Genomic DNA, 16936 nt, shown 5'->3' on the forward strand with positions numbered 1-16936 from the left:
CACATGCCGAACCTGGAATGGCTTGAACACCACATGCAGCACTGCGACACCTTCGCCGAGCGGCTGTATCGGCAGTTCAGCTATGAGTACGCCGATATTTCGCTGGAAGCATGGCGGCGAGAGTTCGCCGAGGGCCAGCGCAACGGTGACTGGCAATGCCTGGTTGCGCTCGATCAAGGACGCTTGCTCGGTGGCGCTGCGCTGGCCCGCGATGACCTGCCCGGGCGCCCGGAGCTAGGGCCCTGGCTTGCTTGTGTGCTGGTCGAGCCGCAGGCACGCGGGCAGGGCCTGGCGGAAAAACTGATTGAAGGGATTTGTCAGCGAGCCCGGGAGCGCGGCGTGGCCACCCTGTACCTGCACACCTATGACCAGAGCGCGTACTACGCCAAACGCGGCTGGAGCGTGCGCGAGCGGTTCGAGGCCTGGGGCAAGGAGCAGTGGTTGATGTCGCGGGAGCTACTCGGCCAGTAGGCCCTCGAGGTTGCCTTGCAACCCATCGCTGGCAAGGCCAGCTCCCACAGGTTTGCCGCTGTTCTCAGGAAAGGTGCAGGGCTTGTGGGAGCTGGCTTGCCAGCGATGAGGCCTTCAAGTCAGCAGGTAGCGGCCCTGAGAGTCTTTGAGCGGTTGCGCAACCTTCAGCACCTGCTCGACCGCCTTCCGCTCCCGACCTTCCAGCTTGCGCCGGCCAAACGAATAGAAAGCCCCGCCCGGGTCGACATGCGCCGAGAACAGCCCGACAACCTCATCGCCTGTCACCTCGAGTATCAGCTCCATATGCGCTTCGAATGGTGTGCAGGCACTCAGGTAGGTCAGCCCCTCGACCACCGCGCTGGCACTCCAGCAGGCTTCCTCCAGGGCAATGATCGGCCCTTGCTCAGTAGTAATTTGCCCCAGCGACCAGGCGCTTTGCTCGCGTGGCAGCGACCTGAGCATGGGCAGTAGTTGCTCGCTGCCAAGGATGTCGAGTTCATGGCTGTCGCCCCTGCTGCAGAGCACCTTTGCCTTGAGCAAATAGCTCTGGGCAATTTCCGAAGGCTGTTCGCTCCAGCCATTGATGGCGGACAGCGGCGGGCACCATAGCAGTTGCACAGTCTCGCCAACCTGCACACTGGCGTGCCTGTCGAACTGCGCCCAGGTCTTGTCGCCGGCTTTCGGCACAATGGCCTGCAGGTCGAGGGTCGGCGCGCTGTAGTCAATGCCGGGCACGTTGCGCCAGCTTGAGGGCCAACAGGTTTTCAGGGGGGTAGGCATTGGATGAGGCAAACTCTTTTCTTACAGGTTTTGTGTCGCTCTGGGGATCGCTGCAGAACTTGTGGGAGCTGGCCTTGCCAGCGATGGGCCGCAACGCGTCATGCGCCTCGATTCCGACGCGTACAGAAATCAACGGAGGATGACCTGCAGCACAAGCCCCGAAAGGTGTGTCGGCAGTGTGAGGAAGGGCGCCGGCTGTATTGCCTGAATTACGACCGCTACGCGCTCGATCGCTGGCAAGTCCAGCTCCCACAGGATTTGCGCTGCTCTCTAGATCAAGCACTCTGACGGCGCATGGTCAGAATTGCCGCACCAAAGAAGATAAACGTCGAGCCCACCACCCGGCTCACCCAGCGCGAGAATGCCGGCCGGGTCAGCACGCCTTTGGCCCGCGAGGCGAGGGCGGCGTACAGGCTCAGGGAGGTCAGCGACAAGCCCATGAAAATCGCGGTGAGGATCAGGAACTGCGGCAACAGCGCAGCGCTCTGGTCGATGAATTGCGGGAACAGGGCGGTAAAGAACATCGTCGCCTTGGGGTTGGTGGCGGCGGTGAGGAAGGCCGATTTGTACAGCTTCCAGCGTGAGGGCTTGACCGGTGCCTGGCCCGCTGCAACATCGCTTGCCAGCATCGGGCTCTTTTTCATCAACTGTTTGGCACCGAGATAGAACAGGTAGCCGGCACCGAGGATCTTCACCGCGTTGAACAACCACTCGGAGCTGGCGAGCAGCGCGCCGAGGCCGAGCATGGCCGCCGCCGACAGGCAGAACAGCCCGCTGGCGTTGCCCAGCGAGGACCACACCGCATAACGCGGCCCGTAGGCCAGGCTGTTGTTGATCGCCATCAAGGTAGCGGGGCCGGGGCTGGCGATGGCAATCGCGGCAACCAGGGTGAAGGCGAGAAGTGCGTGAAGATCCATTTTCAGGCTCTGGAGGGTTGGACAGGCGGTAAATGTAACAGGATCAGCCACCGCGCTGCTCGGCAAACCACTGCATCACCACCGCGCACGCCGGATGCCCGGCTCCTGCGGCCTGCAGGCACAACGAATACACCCCGCCGGTCTTCAGTGGCTGCCCGAACGGCACGATCAGCACGCCGCGATCAATCGATTCCGCGGCCAGGGTCAGGTCGGTCATCGCCACCCCCAAGCCTCGCGCCGCCGCATCCAGCGCCAATTCGTCGAGGTTGAACGGTATGTGCCGGTAATCCGCCAGCGCTTTGCCGCCCCGCGCCGCCAGCCATTGGCTCCAGGTCTGCTGGTCGGTGGAGCCATGCAGCAGTGCAAAGCGCACCAGGTCTGCCTCTGAATCCAGCCCGAGGCCGGGCGTGCACACCGGCACCAGGGTTTCCTCGAACAGTGTCGAGCAGGCCGAATCACTGGAAGGCTCGGGCAGGTAAAGGATGTACGCATCACTGTCCGTGGCCGGTTCCACAATCTCGGTGGCCACCGTCTCGATCGACAACGAGATGTCCGGGTGCAAGCGGTAGAACTCGCTAAGCCTGGGCAGCAACCAGCGCACCGCCAGCGACACGTGCATGCGGATGCGGAACGGGCGCTGTTGCGGCGACAGGCGTTCTTCGAGGGTTTTTAGTTGCTCGAGAATACTCCGTGCGCTGGCCAGCACCTGTTCGCCCTCGGCCGTGAGCTGCAGGCTGCGGCTGCTGCGCACGAACATGGCTACGCCAAAATGGCTCTCCAGCAACTGGATCTTGCGGCTCACTGCGCTCTGGGTCAGGCACAGCTTATGCGCGGCCTGGGTGAAGCTGCCGGTATCGGCAACTTCGACCAGCGCCTGCAGGGCTTGCAGCGAAGGCAGGTGGCGAACTTTATCCATGCGTTTTTCGAATGCCCCGATGAATTTATAACGTTGGTTGTATCAGCAAAGACCTTTTAGATTCTGGCCATGGCAACCGCCACCAGCATAAAACGTCCATGCGCTGTGTGCATACAGGTCGAGAGGTGATGCATGAAAAACCAATGTGGCTGGATTGCCCTGGCAGGCAGTTCAGCGGTACGCGCTCGCCTGAGCGGCGCGCAAAAAGCCGACTGGCTGGTGATCGGCGCTGGCATCACCGGGCTCAGTGCCGCCCATACCCTGGCTGAAATGCACCCGCAGGCGCGGGTTGTCGTGGTTGATCGCCAGCACGCCGCGCAAGGCGCGTCGGCACGCAACTCCGGTTTTGTCGTCGCTCATGAACACCCGGCCGACAACGAATTGCTTGGCCATGGGGGCTTTGCCGACTACGAAACCGATACCGCGATCGGCCAGGTCGCCAGCAACGAAGTGCGCCAGCGCATCGTGCGCCACGACATCGACTGCGAGTTTCGCGACGACGGCTACTTTTTCGCGGTTAACGACCCGGACAAGCTCACCCATGTCGAAGCCAAGCTGGCGACCCTGCGTGCCGTCGGCGCCGAGGCGCAGTTCCTGCAAGGTGAGGCGCTCAAGCACAAGCTCGGCAGCAGCCATTACCAGGCAGCGATCTGGTGCGGCAACGGCAACGCCTTGCTGCAACCGGCCAAGTACGTGAAGGGCTTGCTCGATGCACTGCCAGCCAGTGTCACGCTGTATGAAAACACCGATATCAACAGCCTTGAGCGCCTCGATCAGGGCCGCGTGCGCGCCAACAGTGCCGATGGCAGCATCGAGGCCAAACAGGTACTGGTGTGCCTGAACGCCTTTGTTCCACGGGCCGGCATCGACACCAGTGGCACCTTCGCGATGGAATTGAGCGCCAGCCTCACCCGACCGATGACCGACGCCGAGTTCAGCGCCATCGGCAACGTCGAGCCGTGGGGCGTGCTCTCGACCCGGCCACTGGGCGCCACAGTACGGCTGACCCCGGACCGCCGGGTGATGATCCGCAACACCGCCGAATACCGCGCGCGGGACCTTGGCCCGAGAGAACTGCAGCAACGTCAGCAGCATCATCTGCGGGGCTTGCAGCGACGTTTTCCGTGGTTCAGCGCACAAGACATCCAGTTCACCTGGACCGGCCACCTCAGCGCCTCGCGCTCCGGCCAGCCGTACTTCGCCAAGGTCGAAGAGGGCGTGTTTGCCGTGGCCGGCTGCAATGGCTCCGGGGTTGCCCGCGGCACCTTGTGGGGGCGTTTGCTGGCAGAGCTTGCCAGCGGGGCAAGCTCGCCGCTGCTGACCTCGGTCATGGCCCGGGCGCAACCCGGCTGGTTGCCCCCCAAGCCGCTGCTCGATATCGGTGCCATGCTGCGGATGCGTGTGGAAGCACTGCGAGCCAGGACTGAAATCTAGAACACCGTCTATCCCAACAAGAACAAAGCTCCTTTGAAAGGTGAATGATCATGCAATTCAAAACGCTGCCCCTGGTTGCCTTGCTCGCGACGTTTTCCGCCGCTTCATACGCTGTCGAAGAGGTGAACATCTCCAACTGGAACGGCTACATCGCCGACGACACCTTGCCCAGCTTCACCAAGGCCACCGGCATCAAGGCGACCTACGACATTCACGACAGCAACGAAGTGCTCGAGTCCAAGCTGATGACCGGCAACACTGGCTATGACGTGGTCAGCCCCTCCAACCACTTCATGTCACGGCTGATCAAGGCCGGGGCGATCCAGCCCCTGGACAGGAGCCAGTTGCCCAACTGGAAGAACCTCGACCCGCTGCTGATGAAAAAGCTCGAGGTCAACGACCCCGGCAACCAGTACGGTTTTCCGTACATGTGGGGCACCGCCGGCATCGGCTACAACGTCGAGAAGATCAAGGCAATTTTCGGCAGCACCGACGTCACCCGTTCGTGGAACCTGTTCTTCGACGAAGAGAACATCAAGAAGCTCAGCCAGTGCGGCGTGGCGATCATCGACAACCCGACGCAGATCCTGCCGATCACCCTCAACTACCTGGGCCTGCCGCACCACAGTCATACGCCTGCGGACTACAAGCAGGCCGAGCAGGCACTGCTGAAGATCCGTCCTTATGTGCAGTACTTCCATGCCTCCAAGTACATCAGCGACCTGGCCAACGGTAACGTTTGCGCGGTGATCGGTTTCAACGGCGACGTGGTCCAGGCTGCGGCCAGCGCCAGGGAGGCCAACAACGGCATCGATATCGCCTACTCGATCCCGGAGGAGGGCTCGACCCTGTGGATGGACATGCTGGTCATTCCCAAAAGCGCGCCCCACGAGAAGAACGCCTACGCCTACCTCAACTACCTGCTCAGCCCTGAAGTGATCGCCAACATCAGCAACAGCATCCACTACGCCAACCCCAACAGCGCTGCGGATCAGTTCCTCACGCCTGCGGTGAAGCAGGATGCGGCGATTTATCCGCCGAAGGACGTGCTGGAAAAACTCTTCACCGTCGAAGACCTGCCACCGGCCATCGCCCGCCTGAGCACGCGGCTGTGGACCAAGCTCAAGTCCAACACCTGAGTGCCGGTGCTGCGAGGGGCGGGTGTCGTCCCTCGACCCGCGCTGTCTTGAGTACCCAGCGCCGACCAATGGTGTTTTTATGTCACCCAGGTCGTTTGACAGGGTATTCGCCGTAGCTATGATCCAGAAAAAGCCCATGAGCAGGGAGCACAGGGCATGAGCACGGTTTCAGTAGTGCCGATAATCGATATATCGGAAAGCATGAGCCAATACGGTCACGTCGAGCAGGCGCTGATCGATACCCAGGCGTTCCTGCGTTTGCTCAAGGCGGGTGACAAGCTGGCCGTGGTGGCCTGTGATCACAAAGCGCGCACGGTGTTCACCGGCAACGGCGGCCTGGCCACGGTCGACCCGCTGCTCAATATCACCGCCAGTGCCGCCACCGCGGTGGCCGGGTTGGCTTTTGACGGCCTGTCCAGCGCCATCGGCCTGGGTTTGCAGCACAGCCGCAGTTTTCTCGATTCGTCCAGGTTGTCGCGTGCCTGCGTGCTCTTGAGCGACGGCCAGCACAATGACGGGCCGTCACCGCTGGAGGTGCTGCCGATCTATCCGGTGATGGCCTGCGCCCTGGGCCCCCAGGCCGATCAGCACCTGCTCCAGCAGATTGCCCAGCGCACCGGCGGGCGCTACTTCTATGCGCCCCGCGCGGTGGACCTGATGAAGGTCTACAACCAGATCCGCGCAACCAGCGCCAATGCAGCGCTATTGACCAACCAGCTCAACGACATCGCCCAGCATGGCTACCAGTTGATTCCGCTGGTCATCGGCCAGCGTCCGGGTGCGGCGCAGTTGTCGCTGGTGTGGTCGAGTCGCGAGGTGAGCTATACCAGTGGCAGCCCGCGGGGCAATCAGCTGTCGGTGACTCTGGTCGACCCCAGTGGCGTCACCAGCCCGCTGGCGCCGAGTATCATCGGCGCCGGTTTTGTCATCTTCAATCTTCCCCACCCGGAACCGGGGCAGTGGTACCTGCAGGTCGAGTTCGCCGGCAGCGGGCAATCGATCAGTTGCACGGCCGGGGCGTTGCAGCACTCGGTGACGGCACGCAGCGGGCCTGCCAACATTCGCCTGGGCGTCGAAATGGCCGCGCGCCACGCGGTTGGCCAGCCGCTGGCACTCACGGCGCACCTGCAGGCCGGTGGCGAGGTGATCAGCAATGTCCGCGCCCATGCCATCGTGCAGGGGCCGACCCTCAGCCTGGCTGACGCCCTGGTCAAGTACCACGATCAACTCCGCACGGTGCAGGCGCTGCCGTTCGACCGTGCCACCGGCATCGCCGAGCCCCTGGCCAGGCTCGCCGCGTTGCGCCATACGCTATTGCCGGAGCTGGACATCCTCGCCCACCAGCAGCGCGTGGTGCACCTGGGGGCCGCTGCCGGTCAGCTCGGTACCTGGCTCGACACCCCGGTGCCGGGTTCATACAGCGTGCAGGTGGTGGTCAGCGGCGACAGCCAGGCCTCGGGTCCGTTTCAGCGTTGTGAGCTGGCCAGTGTGCTGGTCACTGCGGATTAATTTGTCGCGCCTGTCGTTCGTTCTCTAGAAAGCCACCGTACGCCACCGGCGTGACGGGCCCAATCAATCCAGGAGACAGGCAATGACATCCGTATTCGACCGCGAAGACATCGTGTTCCAGGTAGTGGTCAACCACGAAGAGCAGTATTCCATCTGGCCCGACTACAAGGCGATCCCGGCGGGCTGGCGCACGGTTGGCAAAAGCGGCCTGAAGAAGGAGTGCCTGGCGTATATCGACGAAGTCTGGACCGACATGCGCCCCTTGAGCCTGCGCCAGAAGATGGCCGAAACCGCTGCGACGCAGTAAGGGGCGCGCGTGTCTGCATTGACCCTGCTGTGCCTGCCGTACTCCGGTGCCAGTGCCATGGTCTACAGCCGCTGGCGGCGCAAGCTGCCGGCCTGGTTGAGCGTGCGCCCGGTGGAGCTGCCCGGGCGCGGTGCGCGCTTGGGCGAGCCGTTATTGACTGACATGCAGGTGCTGGCCCGCCAGTTGGCCAGCGAGCAGCGTCTGGCAGCCAGTCAGCCCTATGCCTTGCTCGGCCACAGCCTGGGGGCCTTGCTTGCCTTCGAGCTGGCCCACGAGCTGCAGGCGCTGGGCTGCCCGCCGCCGGTGGCGCTGTTTGCCTGCGGCACGGCCGCGCCAACCCGGCGTGAAGACTATGACGGCGGCAACTGGCGTGAGCCCAAGAGCGATGAGGTGCTGATCGACGAGCTGCGCAAGCTGCAGGGTACGCCGGAAGAGGTGCTGGCCAACCAGGAGCTGATGAGCCTGACCCTGCCGGTGCTGCGCGCCGATTTTCTGCTGTGCGGGCGTTATGTCTATCGTCAGCGTCCGCCCCTGCATTGCCCCTTGCATGTATTGGGCGGGGAAGACGACAAAGCCAGCGAGGCGCAATTGCTGGCCTGGCGTCAGGAGAGTGTCGGTGACTTCTCGCTGGAGGTATTCCCAGGGGGACACTTCTTCATCCATGAGCATGAAGAGCGCGTTCTCGGCGTGCTCAGCGCGGCCCTGGAGCCCCATCGCCTGTCGGCTTGAACATTGACGCAGCGACGGTGAATGGGCGAGCCTTGAGGTTTACCCGGAACACAGGTGCATGCGATGTTGATCAAGCCGAACCAGGCCAGCTTGCTGGTCATCGATGTTCAGGAAAAACTCATTGGCGCGGTGAGCGACCCGGCCGGCACCCTGGCGCGCACCCGTTGGTTGTTGGCAGCGACCGCCACCCTGGGGTTGCCGACGGTGTTTTCCGAGCAGTATCCCAAGGGCCTGGGGCCGACCGTGGCCGAACTCAAGGAAGCTTCGCCAGGTGCCCAGGTGGTGGAGAAGCTGCACTTCTCCTGCGTCGCTGCCGAATGCCTGCCCGCATCGCTGCTGGCTCGCGAGCAGGTGGTTGTGTGCGGCATGGAAACCCACATCTGCGTGCTGCAAACCGTGCTCGGCCTGCTGGCACTGGGCAAGCAGGTATTCGTGGTCGAGGATGCCTGCGATTGTCGCGGGGCCCACAATCGCGACGCCGCCATTGCCCGCATGCGCGCGGCCGGGGCGCAGATCGTCACCCGCGAGATGGTGGTGTTCGAACTGATGGGCAGCTCGGCCCATGAGCAGTTCCGTCATATCAGCAAGACCTACATGGTGGGCGAGCAGCCGTAAGCGTCGAACTGAGACGCTGGCCAGTGGTGTTGCGCGCGGCGCTGCATTAAAGTGCGCGGCACTTGATTGCTTACAGGATGTTCAGATGAAATCGCGTGCACTGCTGACTATCGGCTCGACCCTGGCCCTGGCTTGCCTGCCGATGATCGCCCAGGCCAACGCCACTGTTGCCCAGGTCTTCAATGGTGAAATGCTCGGCACCAACCTCAAGTATTTCGAATCGGTCGCAGGCGTCGCCCGCACCAGCTTCGGCGACAAGCACACCTACAAGGTGCAGGGCTGCGAAATCACTGCCGACGCAACCGGCGGCAGCATCAACGACCTGCGCCTGGAGCTGTCGCCGACCTGCAAGGCCGACCTCGGCTCGTTCATCGGCACCTTCGCCCCGCCCGCCAACCAGCCGCTGACCTTTGCCGCCCTGCATGAGTCCACCGGTGGCCCGCTGGAGTTCTATGCCGACTGTCTGACGATGTGTGGCAACGCCGCCGATCCGTCGGTGTATGCCCTGTGGGAAGGGCCCCGTGCGGTCGGCTTCACTCAGGTCCTGGTCGAAGCCATACTCATCGATGATGAGGCCATTGCTGCCTCGCAAAAATGGGCGGACGAAATGAAGAAGCGCAAGGGCGATGACTTTGTCATCGACAACAAATACAACTGCGAACGCAGCTTCGACCCGGTCGCCCTGCAGAGCTTCAAGCCGGTGGCCATCACCGCAGTGACCCTTGGTACGCAACTGACCAAACCAGGCTGCTGATTGCAGTCGTGGCCGCCCGCCGCTACTGTGCAGCTATTGCCAGACGCGGCGGGAGAGCCCATGCAATTACCCGGTTGGCTGGTTGTTATCAGCGTGGCGTTGGCCGTTCAGGGCTGCGTCACCCAGCGTGAAGCGCCTGAGCAGGCCCCGGCCAAGGTGCGCGCCCAGATCGTGCGCCTGCTGCCGGCCACCGCCAAGGACCGCGAAGGCTGGGCGCGGGATATCCAGAGCGCCTTTGCCGCGCAGAAGATCACCGCCAGCAAGAGCAACCTGTGCGCAGTGCTGGCGGTCACCGAACAGGAGTCGACCTTCCAGGCCGACCCGAAAGTACCGGGTCTGGGCCGCATCGCCCGGCAAGAGATCGACCGCCGCGCCGCCAGCCTGCATATCCCCAACCTGCTGATCGACGCCACCCTGCAAACCCGCTCGCCGACCGGCAAGACCTATGGCCAGCGGCTGGATGCGGTGCGCAGCGAAAAAGAGCTCAGCGACCTGTTCGATGAATTGATCGGTGCCTTGCCCATGGGCAAGACCCTGCTCGGCGGCTTGAACCCGGTGCGCACCGGCGGGCCGATGCAGGTCAGCATCGACTTTGCCGAACAGCATGCCCAGGACTATCCCTATCCCTATGGCGGCACCATCCGCCAGGAAGTCTTCAGTCGGCGCGGCGGCATGTACTTCGGCATCGCCCACCTGCTCGGTTACCCCACCCACTATGATCGCCAGCTCTATCGCTTTGGTGACTTCAATGCCGGTTGGTACGCCAGCCGCAACGCGGCATTCCAGAGTGCCTTGAGCCGGGCCACGGGCGTGGCGCTGGCGCTGGACGGCGACCTGATCGCGCCGGGGGCGATCATGCCCGGTACCACCGAGCAGGCGGCAAGGCGCCTGGGGCTGAAGCTGGATTTGCGCAATGTCAGCATCCGCAACCAGCTGGAGAAGGGCGACAGCCTGGAGTTTGAAGACACCCGCTTGTACAAGGGCGTTTATGCCCTGGCCGATGGCGCGGCGGGCAAGGCCGTGGCACGGGCGCAGCTGCCGGGGATCGAGCTGAAAAGCCCGAAGATCACCCGCAAACTGACCACGGCCTGGTTTGCCAAACGGGTGGATGAGCGCTATCAGCGCTGTATGAAGCGATGAGTCGGTGGTGAAGCTATCGCTGGCAAGCCAGCTCCCACAATACCTGTGGGAGTTGGCTTTGCCGACGATGGGCTGCAAAGCAGCCCCAAAATAGCCAAGGTCAGCTGCTACCCGCCACCAACGCCCCCACCACCTGCTCGACACTGGCCTTCAACCCCGCCAGCGAATCCTGGGCATCGGTCTCCACCACCAGCAGCTTGGCTCCGGACGCGGCGATCACCTCGGCCACTGCCTTGCTCGGCTGCTTGTGATGCAGCACCAGCGCCACCTCCTGGCCCTTGAGTTCATCGCCAAGGCGCTTGAGCGCCGCCGCATCCCACTGGTCATCGGCCACCTGCGGGTGATCGATCAGGTCCAGGTTCAAACCGCTGACCAGGTAGTCCAGGCGATCCGACAGGTTGACCACACTGAGGTTGTCCGCTTCGGCCAGGCGCGCTTCGCTGCCGGCACTGAGCTCCAGCAGCTGGCGCTTGAGGGCCGCCAGGTTGCTCTGGATCTTCGGTTGGTCCGCCGGGCTCAAGCGCCCCAGGTCGTTGGCCAGCACATCGGCCATGCGCCCAAGGTTGCTCGGGTTGAGCCAGGGGTAGCCGGCAAAGGCGTTGTTGCCCTGCACGGCGATGCCCGGCAGGGCACCATCGACCGGGCGCGCGGCGTCGATCTCGACGATGCGGATATTGCTGCGCCGGGCCACCGGGTACAGCGGGTCGTCGCTCCAGATCGAGCGCAGGCCGATCACCGCGTCGGCGCCGCCAGCGGCTTTTTGCAGGCTGGCACCACCGCGGCCACTGAAGTACGACGGCTGGCGCGAGGCCGGAATGTTCGCCGGCGCCGCACGCTGCACTTTTACCGAAGTACCGTCGAGCAGGGCGCTGGCCAGGGTGTTGGTCACCGGCAGCGAAGCCAGGACGGTGACCCCGGCCGCTTGTTGCCTGGCCGCCGCGGGGGCGCTCTGGGCCAGGCTCAGGGTCGGCAGGCCGGCGAGCGCCAGGGCCAGGCACAGGTGCTGGAGTTTGAAGGTCATGCCGGGTTTCCTTGCAGGCGTGGAACAAGGCCGCGGGCGAGGGCGGCGAGGGCGAAGCAGCAGCCGGCGACGAGGATGATCGCCGCACCCGAAGGCACCGGCAGGTCGAAGACGATCGGCAGCAGAATGCCCACCAGGGTGCTCAGGGTGGCAATCAGCACCGAGGCCCAGAAAAAACCCTTGAGCGACTGGCTGATCAAGCGCGCCGCCGCTGCCGGAATCACCAGCAGGGCGCCGACCAGGATCGCGCCGATGACTTTCACCGCGGCCACGGTGACCAGGGTCACCAGCACCACGAACAGGTAGTCCAGGCGCTTCACCGCGACGCCGCGCACCGCTGCCAGCTGCGGGTTGAAGCTGGCCAGCATGATGCGGTTGTACAGCGGCAGGGCCAGGGCCAGCACCAGGCTGCCGACGATGCCGAGCACCAGCAGGTCCTGGCCGCTGACGGTCAGCACCGAGCCGAACAGCACGTTCTCGAGGATGTGCACGTTGATCTTGCCGGCCAGCATCAGCAGCAGGCTGGCGCCCAGGGCCAGGGACACCGAGAGGAACACGCCGATCAACGTGTCGGGCGACAGGCCGGTGCGGTTGCGCAGAAAGTTCAGCAGGATGCCGAACAGCAGGCAGTAGCCGAACAGGCTGCCGTAGGGGCCGGTGTAGGGTTCGCCGAGCAAAATGCCGATGGCTACTCCGGTCAGCGCCGCATGGCCGACGGCTTCGGAGAAGAAGGCAAAGCGCTTGACCACCACCAGGGTACCGAGGCCGCCGAGCACCGGGCCGATCATCAGGCCGGCAAGCAGGGCATTGACCACAAAACCATAGGCCAGGGCTTCGGGCAGGTAGCCGGCGGTAGCCCAACCCTGGATCAGCAGGCGAAATTCTTCGTAGTTCATCAGGCGATGCTCTCGCTGCGCGGGTGGATGGAGAACAGGCTGAGCAGGCGGTCCGGGGTCAGCGCCTGTTTCGGTGGCGCATCGAACAGCACCCGGCGGCTGAGGCCGGTGACGCGGTCGGCCAGGCGTGCCACGGCTTCCAGGTCATGCTCGATCCACAGCACCGTGGTCCCGGCGGCGCGCCACTCGTGCAGCAGGCGTTCGAACACCTGGATACCAGCCTCGTCCAGCGCCGACATCGGCTCATCGAGCACCAGCAGTTGCGGCGCCGGGATCAGTCCCTGGGCCAGCAGTACGCGCTGGCGCTCGCCACCGGAGAGGGCACCCATGCGCCGCTTGCGCTTGTCGAGCATGCCGACCCGCTGCAGCGCGGCATCGATGGCGGGCGCCACCTTGCGTGACAAGCCGAGAAAAGCCGGGCGACGCTGGCACATGGCGGCCATGAAATCATCCACGGTCATCGGCAGGCCACGGTCGAATTCCAGGGCCTGGGGCACGTAGCCGATGATCTGCTCTTCACCCGGCCAGGTCAGGGTCAACTGGCCGTGGTGCGGCATCTGTCCGAGCAGGGTCTTGATCAGCGAGCTCTTGCCGCCGCCATTGGGCCCGACCAGCGCATGCACGCTGCCGGCGGCGACGTTGAAGCTGACCTTGTCGAGGATTCGCGTGCGGCCCAGGGTCAGGTCGATCTCGGCAAAGGCGATGTCCGGCCCGCAGGCGCGGTTGATCAGCGGTTGCGCCACGGTCATGCCTGGGACTCCTTGATCGCCCGCACCACGGTGTCGAGGTTGCGCTTCATCTCGACTTCGTACTTCTCCTTGCTGTAATCGCCGTAGGAGATGTGCGTCAGCGGGTAGATCTTCACCCCCGATTCACGCTGGATGGTTTCGACGTAGGCCGAGGGGAAGTCCATCTCCGAGAAGATCACTTTCACGTCCAGGGCCTTGAGCTGGTCGATGGTCTTTTTCAGCTGGCTGGGGCTGGGCTCGATGCCGTGGGCCGGTTCTACCACGGCGGTGACTTCCAGGCCGAACTCGCGCACCAGGTAGTCGTAGGCAGCGTGGATGGTCGCCACGCGAAATTCCGCACCCGGCGCTTCGGTGACCTGGGCCAGGGCTTCGGCACGCAGCTTGCGCAGGCGCTTGGCGTAGGCGCGGGCGTTCTGGCTGTAGTACTTGGCGTTGTCCGGGTCGAGCTTGCCCAGCTCGCGGGCGATATTGTTGACCTGGGCGATGCTGGCGCTGATCGACAGGAAAGTGTGCGGGTTGACCACCTTGCCGGCACCGCGTGCAGCCACGCCGGTAGCGGCCAGCAGCGGTACGTTGCTGTTCGATTCGATGGTGGCGATGGTGGGCTTTTCGCTGGCGGCGATCATGCGGTCGGCAAAATCGTCATGGCCAACACCGTTGAGCACGATCACATCCAGGGTGCCGATGCGCTTGATGTCCTCGGCTCGTGGCTCGTAGGCGTGGGGGTTGAAGCCGGCCGGAATCAGCGGCACCACCTCGGCCTTGTCACCGACGATATTGCTCACGTAGCTGTAGTACGGATGCAGGGTGATGCCGATGCGCAGCGGCTTGCCGTTATCGGCAAGGGCCAGGGCGGGCAGGGCGCAGGCCAGGAACACACTTAGAAGACGACGGGCGAGGGTGGCGCGAAACATGGGGCGTCCTTGTGTCAGTGACTATGCTGGCGGGTGACGCCGGCGTCGTAGTGGGCGGCGATCTGTTGCCAGCCGGCGGCGATCAGGGCGGCCTGGCTGAAGTCGGCAGGCACGGCGGCGGGGCTGCGCTGCAGCCAGACATCGGCGGCGCCGTCCTGGGCTTCAGGCACCAGCAGGAGGAAACTGCCGGCCACCGCGCTGGCCTGGCTCAGGCCCAGATAGGCACGCTCCTGCAGCAGTTGCCACTGGTGCTGGCCGCGGCTGGCGCTACTGGCGTCGAGCACAAATGGAGGGAAACCTTCTTCGGCGAGGACTTCGACAGCCAGCAGTTGCGGCTCCTCTTCGCGGCGTGCCTGGATCTCGTCGAAGGCCACCCGCAGGTCGGCGTACACCCCTTGCTCGGCCGCATTGAGGTCGCGGCGGGCATCCAGTTGGTGGGCCTCGATGCTCACCTCGTCATGCCGTTCGCCGCGCAGGGCAACGATGCCGGCGGCCACCGCGAGGATCAGCAGGCTGACCAGCAGCACGTACAAGGTTTCATGCCCGGCGCCGGCCGGGCGCACCACCTGGACGCGGCTCATTGCTCGATATCTGCGTAGTCGATTTCCACCACATGGCCGGGGCCGGCGTCGAACAGCACGTAGAACTCGCCGTCCGGGCGCTTGAAAGTCAGCTTGGAGTTTTCACCAAGCTTGCCCGGCACGAGGATCTCTTCGTTGTAGCCGATCACATCGAGGGTTACACCGGGCGCGCCGCTACCGTCGGAAAAGCCGCCGGTGCATTCGATCTGCTCACCATCGATCGGCTTGCATTCGCACATCGGGTTGTGGGCCAGGGCCGGGCCGGCAGCGCCGAGCAGCAGTAACGGCAGGAGCAGCTTGCGGGACTTCATCATTTGCCTCCTTGTTTGTTCAGCCAGGCAACGGTGGCCGGCGAAGCCTTGCTCAGCGGCACGGCGGCCTGGTGCATGCTGCCGTCCCAGCCTTCGAGGGTGATCCAGATGTCGGCGTCCGCGCGGGTCTTGAGCGGGATTGGCAGGCCGGTGCTCATGCGGTACGGGGTGCCGAAGAAGATTGTCCCGGCGGCACGCAGGCTGCGCGGCTTGCCGATGCGCAGGTAAGCCGCCTTGACCTCGGGGATACAGGCCTGGCACAGGGCCAGATTGAAGGCCTTGAAGTAACCGGCAGGGCCATCGGCGCGCGGAGCTTCATCGCGCAACTCGGCCAGCTGCACGCTCCAGGGGCCGACTTTGATCTCGCCCAGCTCACGCTCGCCCAGGCCGCTGTCACCGCGAAACAACGCCGCGTCGGCAAAGTACTTGGGCATGAAGCCGAGCGGAATCAGCAACAACAGGATGTTCAGGTGAAAGCGCCATTTGTGCCAGAAACGGCTCAACGGGCTTTGCGGCGCAACTGCTGCCTTGCTCATAGGCTGGCCTCCGTGGCGGTATCGGTAGCGGTGGCGATTTGCTTGCGAGGCCTCTGCTCGCGTTTGAGGGCGGCGGCGGTGGCCTGGGCAGTACGCTTGGTCCAGATCAGCAGGCCGCTCAAGACCATCATCGACAGCACCAGGCCGAAGAAAGCCCAGATCAGCTTGATCGCCAGGCCGCCGAAGTCGCCGGTGTGCAGCGGGCGCATGGATTCGGTGACGAACTCCAGGGTCGAGCGGTCGTCGATCAGGAACTGCGACTCGATCTTGCTGTTGTACGGGTTGACGTTGACGGTCTGGAACATCAACGGGTACCAGCCGCGTCCGCCCAGGTAGACGTGGGCATAGGCATTGCCGGGCAGGGAGACGAAGCTCACGTCCAGGCCAGGGATCTGCTCCTTGGCGATGCGCGTGGCGTCATCCAGGCTGATGCGCGGGGCCGGTGCACCCGATTCGGTGCGTGGCACGTCTTCACGGGCAATCACCGGCACCACCGGTTCCGTGGAGAGGGTGATGTGGTTGTCACCCAGGATCGCCTGGATCAGGAACCAGGTGCCGGTGATGGAAATCACCGCAATGAACCAGATCGACCAGATGCCGCTCAGGCGGTGGAAGTCGCCCCAGAAGATCCGCGCGCCATGGTTGAAGCGCAAGGTCGGCTTAAAGAAACCTTTCCAGAACCGTTTATAGACCACCAGCCCGGTGACCAGCGAGGCCAGCATCGGCAGGCCGAGCAGCGACACCAGGTACCAGCCCCAGCTGTAGCCATTGGTGAACGGCACCAGCCACCAGCCGTGCAGGGCACGGGTGAAGGCCTCGAAGCTGAACGACGGGCTCTTGCCCTGGATCGCCCCGGTGTAGGGGTTGACGTACAGGGTCGGCGCGCTGCCGTCGGGGAATACCACGGAGGCGGTGAGGGCGAAGTGCGAGCCATCCGGCTGGCTGATGAAGTTCACGGCCATGTCCGGCTCGGCCTTGTGCAGGGCATCGAGCACCTGCTGGAAGCTCAGCCGCTCGGCGTCGCCATCAGGCTTGCTGGCGCGCACATCGGGGTTGGCCAGCCAGACGATTTCCTGGCTGACCACCGCCAGGGTGCCGGTGACGCAGACGATCAGGACGAAAAACCAGATCGGCAGGGCGAGCCAGCTATGGACCAGGAACCACAGCCTGGATTTGGACTTTTTCGCTTTCTGGGACATTGCAGGTGTCTTTTCAGA

20 protein-coding genes are annotated in these 16936 nt (G+C 64.1%); 9 read left to right on the forward strand and 11 right to left on the reverse strand.

The features are described from left to right. Positions 1–3 precede the first annotated feature (3 nt). Entirely contained in the window at positions 4–471 is a 468-nt protein-coding gene (locus ABM562_RS02740; protein WP_460420721.1) for a GNAT family N-acetyltransferase, read from the forward strand. Between the two features lie 114 nt (positions 472–585). On the opposite strand, the gene ABM562_RS02745 is transcribed toward ABM562_RS02740, so the two are convergent. The 3 genes from ABM562_RS02745 to ABM562_RS02755 form a co-directional block, all read right to left on the reverse strand. Then, entirely contained in the window at positions 586–1251 is a 666-nt protein-coding gene (locus ABM562_RS02745; RefSeq protein ID WP_460420722.1) for a hypothetical protein, read from the reverse strand. A 275-nt stretch (positions 1252–1526) separates the two neighbouring features. Then, positions 1527–2168, reverse strand: coding sequence for a LysE family translocator (locus ABM562_RS02750; protein ID WP_460420724.1), 642 nt, complete (start codon positions 2166–2168; stop codon positions 1527–1529). A 43-nt stretch (positions 2169–2211) separates the two neighbouring features. Continuing rightward, positions 2212–3084, reverse strand: coding sequence for a LysR substrate-binding domain-containing protein (locus ABM562_RS02755; RefSeq protein WP_115086228.1), 873 nt, complete (start codon positions 3082–3084; stop codon positions 2212–2214). A 132-nt stretch (positions 3085–3216) separates the two neighbouring features. On the opposite strand from ABM562_RS02755, the gene ABM562_RS02760 reads away from it, so the two are divergent. The 8 genes from ABM562_RS02760 to ABM562_RS02795 all read left to right on the forward strand — a co-directional run bounded on the left by ABM562_RS02760 (position 3217) and on the right by ABM562_RS02795 (position 10711). Continuing rightward, entirely contained in the window at positions 3217–4518 is a 1302-nt protein-coding gene (locus ABM562_RS02760; protein WP_460420727.1) for an NAD(P)/FAD-dependent oxidoreductase, read from the forward strand. 50 nt (positions 4519–4568) lie between these two features. Next, positions 4569–5657 carry a polyamine ABC transporter substrate-binding protein gene (locus tag ABM562_RS02765; RefSeq protein WP_460420729.1) on the forward strand — a complete coding sequence of 363 codons (1089 nt, stop codon included), beginning with the start codon at positions 4569–4571 and terminating at the stop codon, positions 5655–5657. 156 nt (positions 5658–5813) lie between these two features. Next, entirely contained in the window at positions 5814–7166 is a 1353-nt protein-coding gene (locus ABM562_RS02770; protein ID WP_233674650.1) for a vWA domain-containing protein, read from the forward strand. 82 nt (positions 7167–7248) lie between these two features. Further along, a complete protein-coding gene (locus tag ABM562_RS02775) occupies positions 7249–7473 on the forward strand; it encodes an MbtH family protein (protein WP_115086231.1) in 225 nt (74 codons plus the stop codon). Between the two features lie 9 nt (positions 7474–7482). After that, entirely contained in the window at positions 7483–8202 is a 720-nt protein-coding gene (locus ABM562_RS02780) for a thioesterase II family protein (protein WP_115086232.1), read from the forward strand. A gap of 63 nt (positions 8203–8265) precedes the next feature. Then, complete coding sequence (locus tag ABM562_RS02785) at positions 8266–8817, forward strand: hydrolase (RefSeq protein WP_115086233.1); 552 nt, start codon at positions 8266–8268, stop codon at positions 8815–8817. An 85-nt stretch (positions 8818–8902) separates the two neighbouring features. Then, positions 8903–9571, forward strand: coding sequence for a hypothetical protein (locus ABM562_RS02790; RefSeq protein ID WP_460420732.1), 669 nt, complete (start codon positions 8903–8905; stop codon positions 9569–9571). Between the two features lie 60 nt (positions 9572–9631). After that, positions 9632–10711 carry a DUF1615 domain-containing protein gene (locus ABM562_RS02795; RefSeq protein ID WP_166675666.1) on the forward strand — a complete coding sequence of 360 codons (1080 nt, stop codon included), beginning with the start codon at positions 9632–9634 and terminating at the stop codon, positions 10709–10711. Positions 10712–10811: 100 nt separating this feature from the next. On the opposite strand, the gene ABM562_RS02800 is transcribed toward ABM562_RS02795, so the two are convergent. From ABM562_RS02800 to ABM562_RS02835, 8 genes are read right to left on the reverse strand one after another with little or no spacing between them, the layout of a single operon-like run. Next, on the reverse strand, positions 10812–11732 hold the full coding sequence (locus tag ABM562_RS02800) for a metal ABC transporter solute-binding protein, Zn/Mn family (RefSeq protein ID WP_233674647.1): 921 nt from the start codon (positions 11730–11732) through the stop codon (positions 10812–10814). After that, the gene (locus tag ABM562_RS02805; RefSeq protein ID WP_115086236.1) at positions 11729–12628 is read right to left on the reverse strand and encodes a metal ABC transporter permease; all 900 of its coding nucleotides are present in this window, start codon (positions 12626–12628) and stop codon (positions 11729–11731) included. The genes ABM562_RS02800 and ABM562_RS02805 overlap by 4 nt, the downstream gene beginning before the upstream one ends. After that, entirely contained in the window at positions 12628–13377 is a 750-nt protein-coding gene (locus ABM562_RS02810) for a metal ABC transporter ATP-binding protein (RefSeq protein ID WP_346616903.1), read from the reverse strand. The genes ABM562_RS02805 and ABM562_RS02810 overlap by 1 nt, the downstream gene beginning before the upstream one ends. Beyond that, positions 13374–14291: a metal ABC transporter substrate-binding protein gene (locus ABM562_RS02815; RefSeq protein WP_115086238.1), complete on the reverse strand. Its 918-nt coding sequence runs from the start codon at positions 14289–14291 to the stop codon at positions 13374–13376. Before ABM562_RS02815 ends, ABM562_RS02810 begins: the two co-directional genes overlap by 4 nt. Positions 14292–14305: 14 nt before the next feature. Continuing rightward, positions 14306–14872, reverse strand: coding sequence for a DUF6162 family protein (locus ABM562_RS02820; protein WP_346616902.1), 567 nt, complete (start codon positions 14870–14872; stop codon positions 14306–14308). Then, the gene (locus tag ABM562_RS02825) at positions 14869–15183 is read right to left on the reverse strand and encodes a hypothetical protein (protein ID WP_115086240.1); all 315 of its coding nucleotides are present in this window, start codon (positions 15181–15183) and stop codon (positions 14869–14871) included. Before ABM562_RS02825 ends, ABM562_RS02820 begins: the two co-directional genes overlap by 4 nt. After that, entirely contained in the window at positions 15183–15719 is a 537-nt protein-coding gene (locus tag ABM562_RS02830; protein ID WP_233674645.1) for a thiamine pyrophosphate-binding protein, read from the reverse strand. Before ABM562_RS02830 ends, ABM562_RS02825 begins: the two co-directional genes overlap by 1 nt. Next, positions 15716–16918, reverse strand: a complete 1203-nt coding sequence (locus tag ABM562_RS02835) for a PepSY-associated TM helix domain-containing protein (protein WP_115086242.1) — start codon at positions 16916–16918, stop codon at positions 15716–15718. Before ABM562_RS02835 ends, ABM562_RS02830 begins: the two co-directional genes overlap by 4 nt. Positions 16919–16936 lie beyond the last annotated feature (18 nt).

Source organism: Pseudomonas sp. ZL2, from assembly GCF_054788455.1.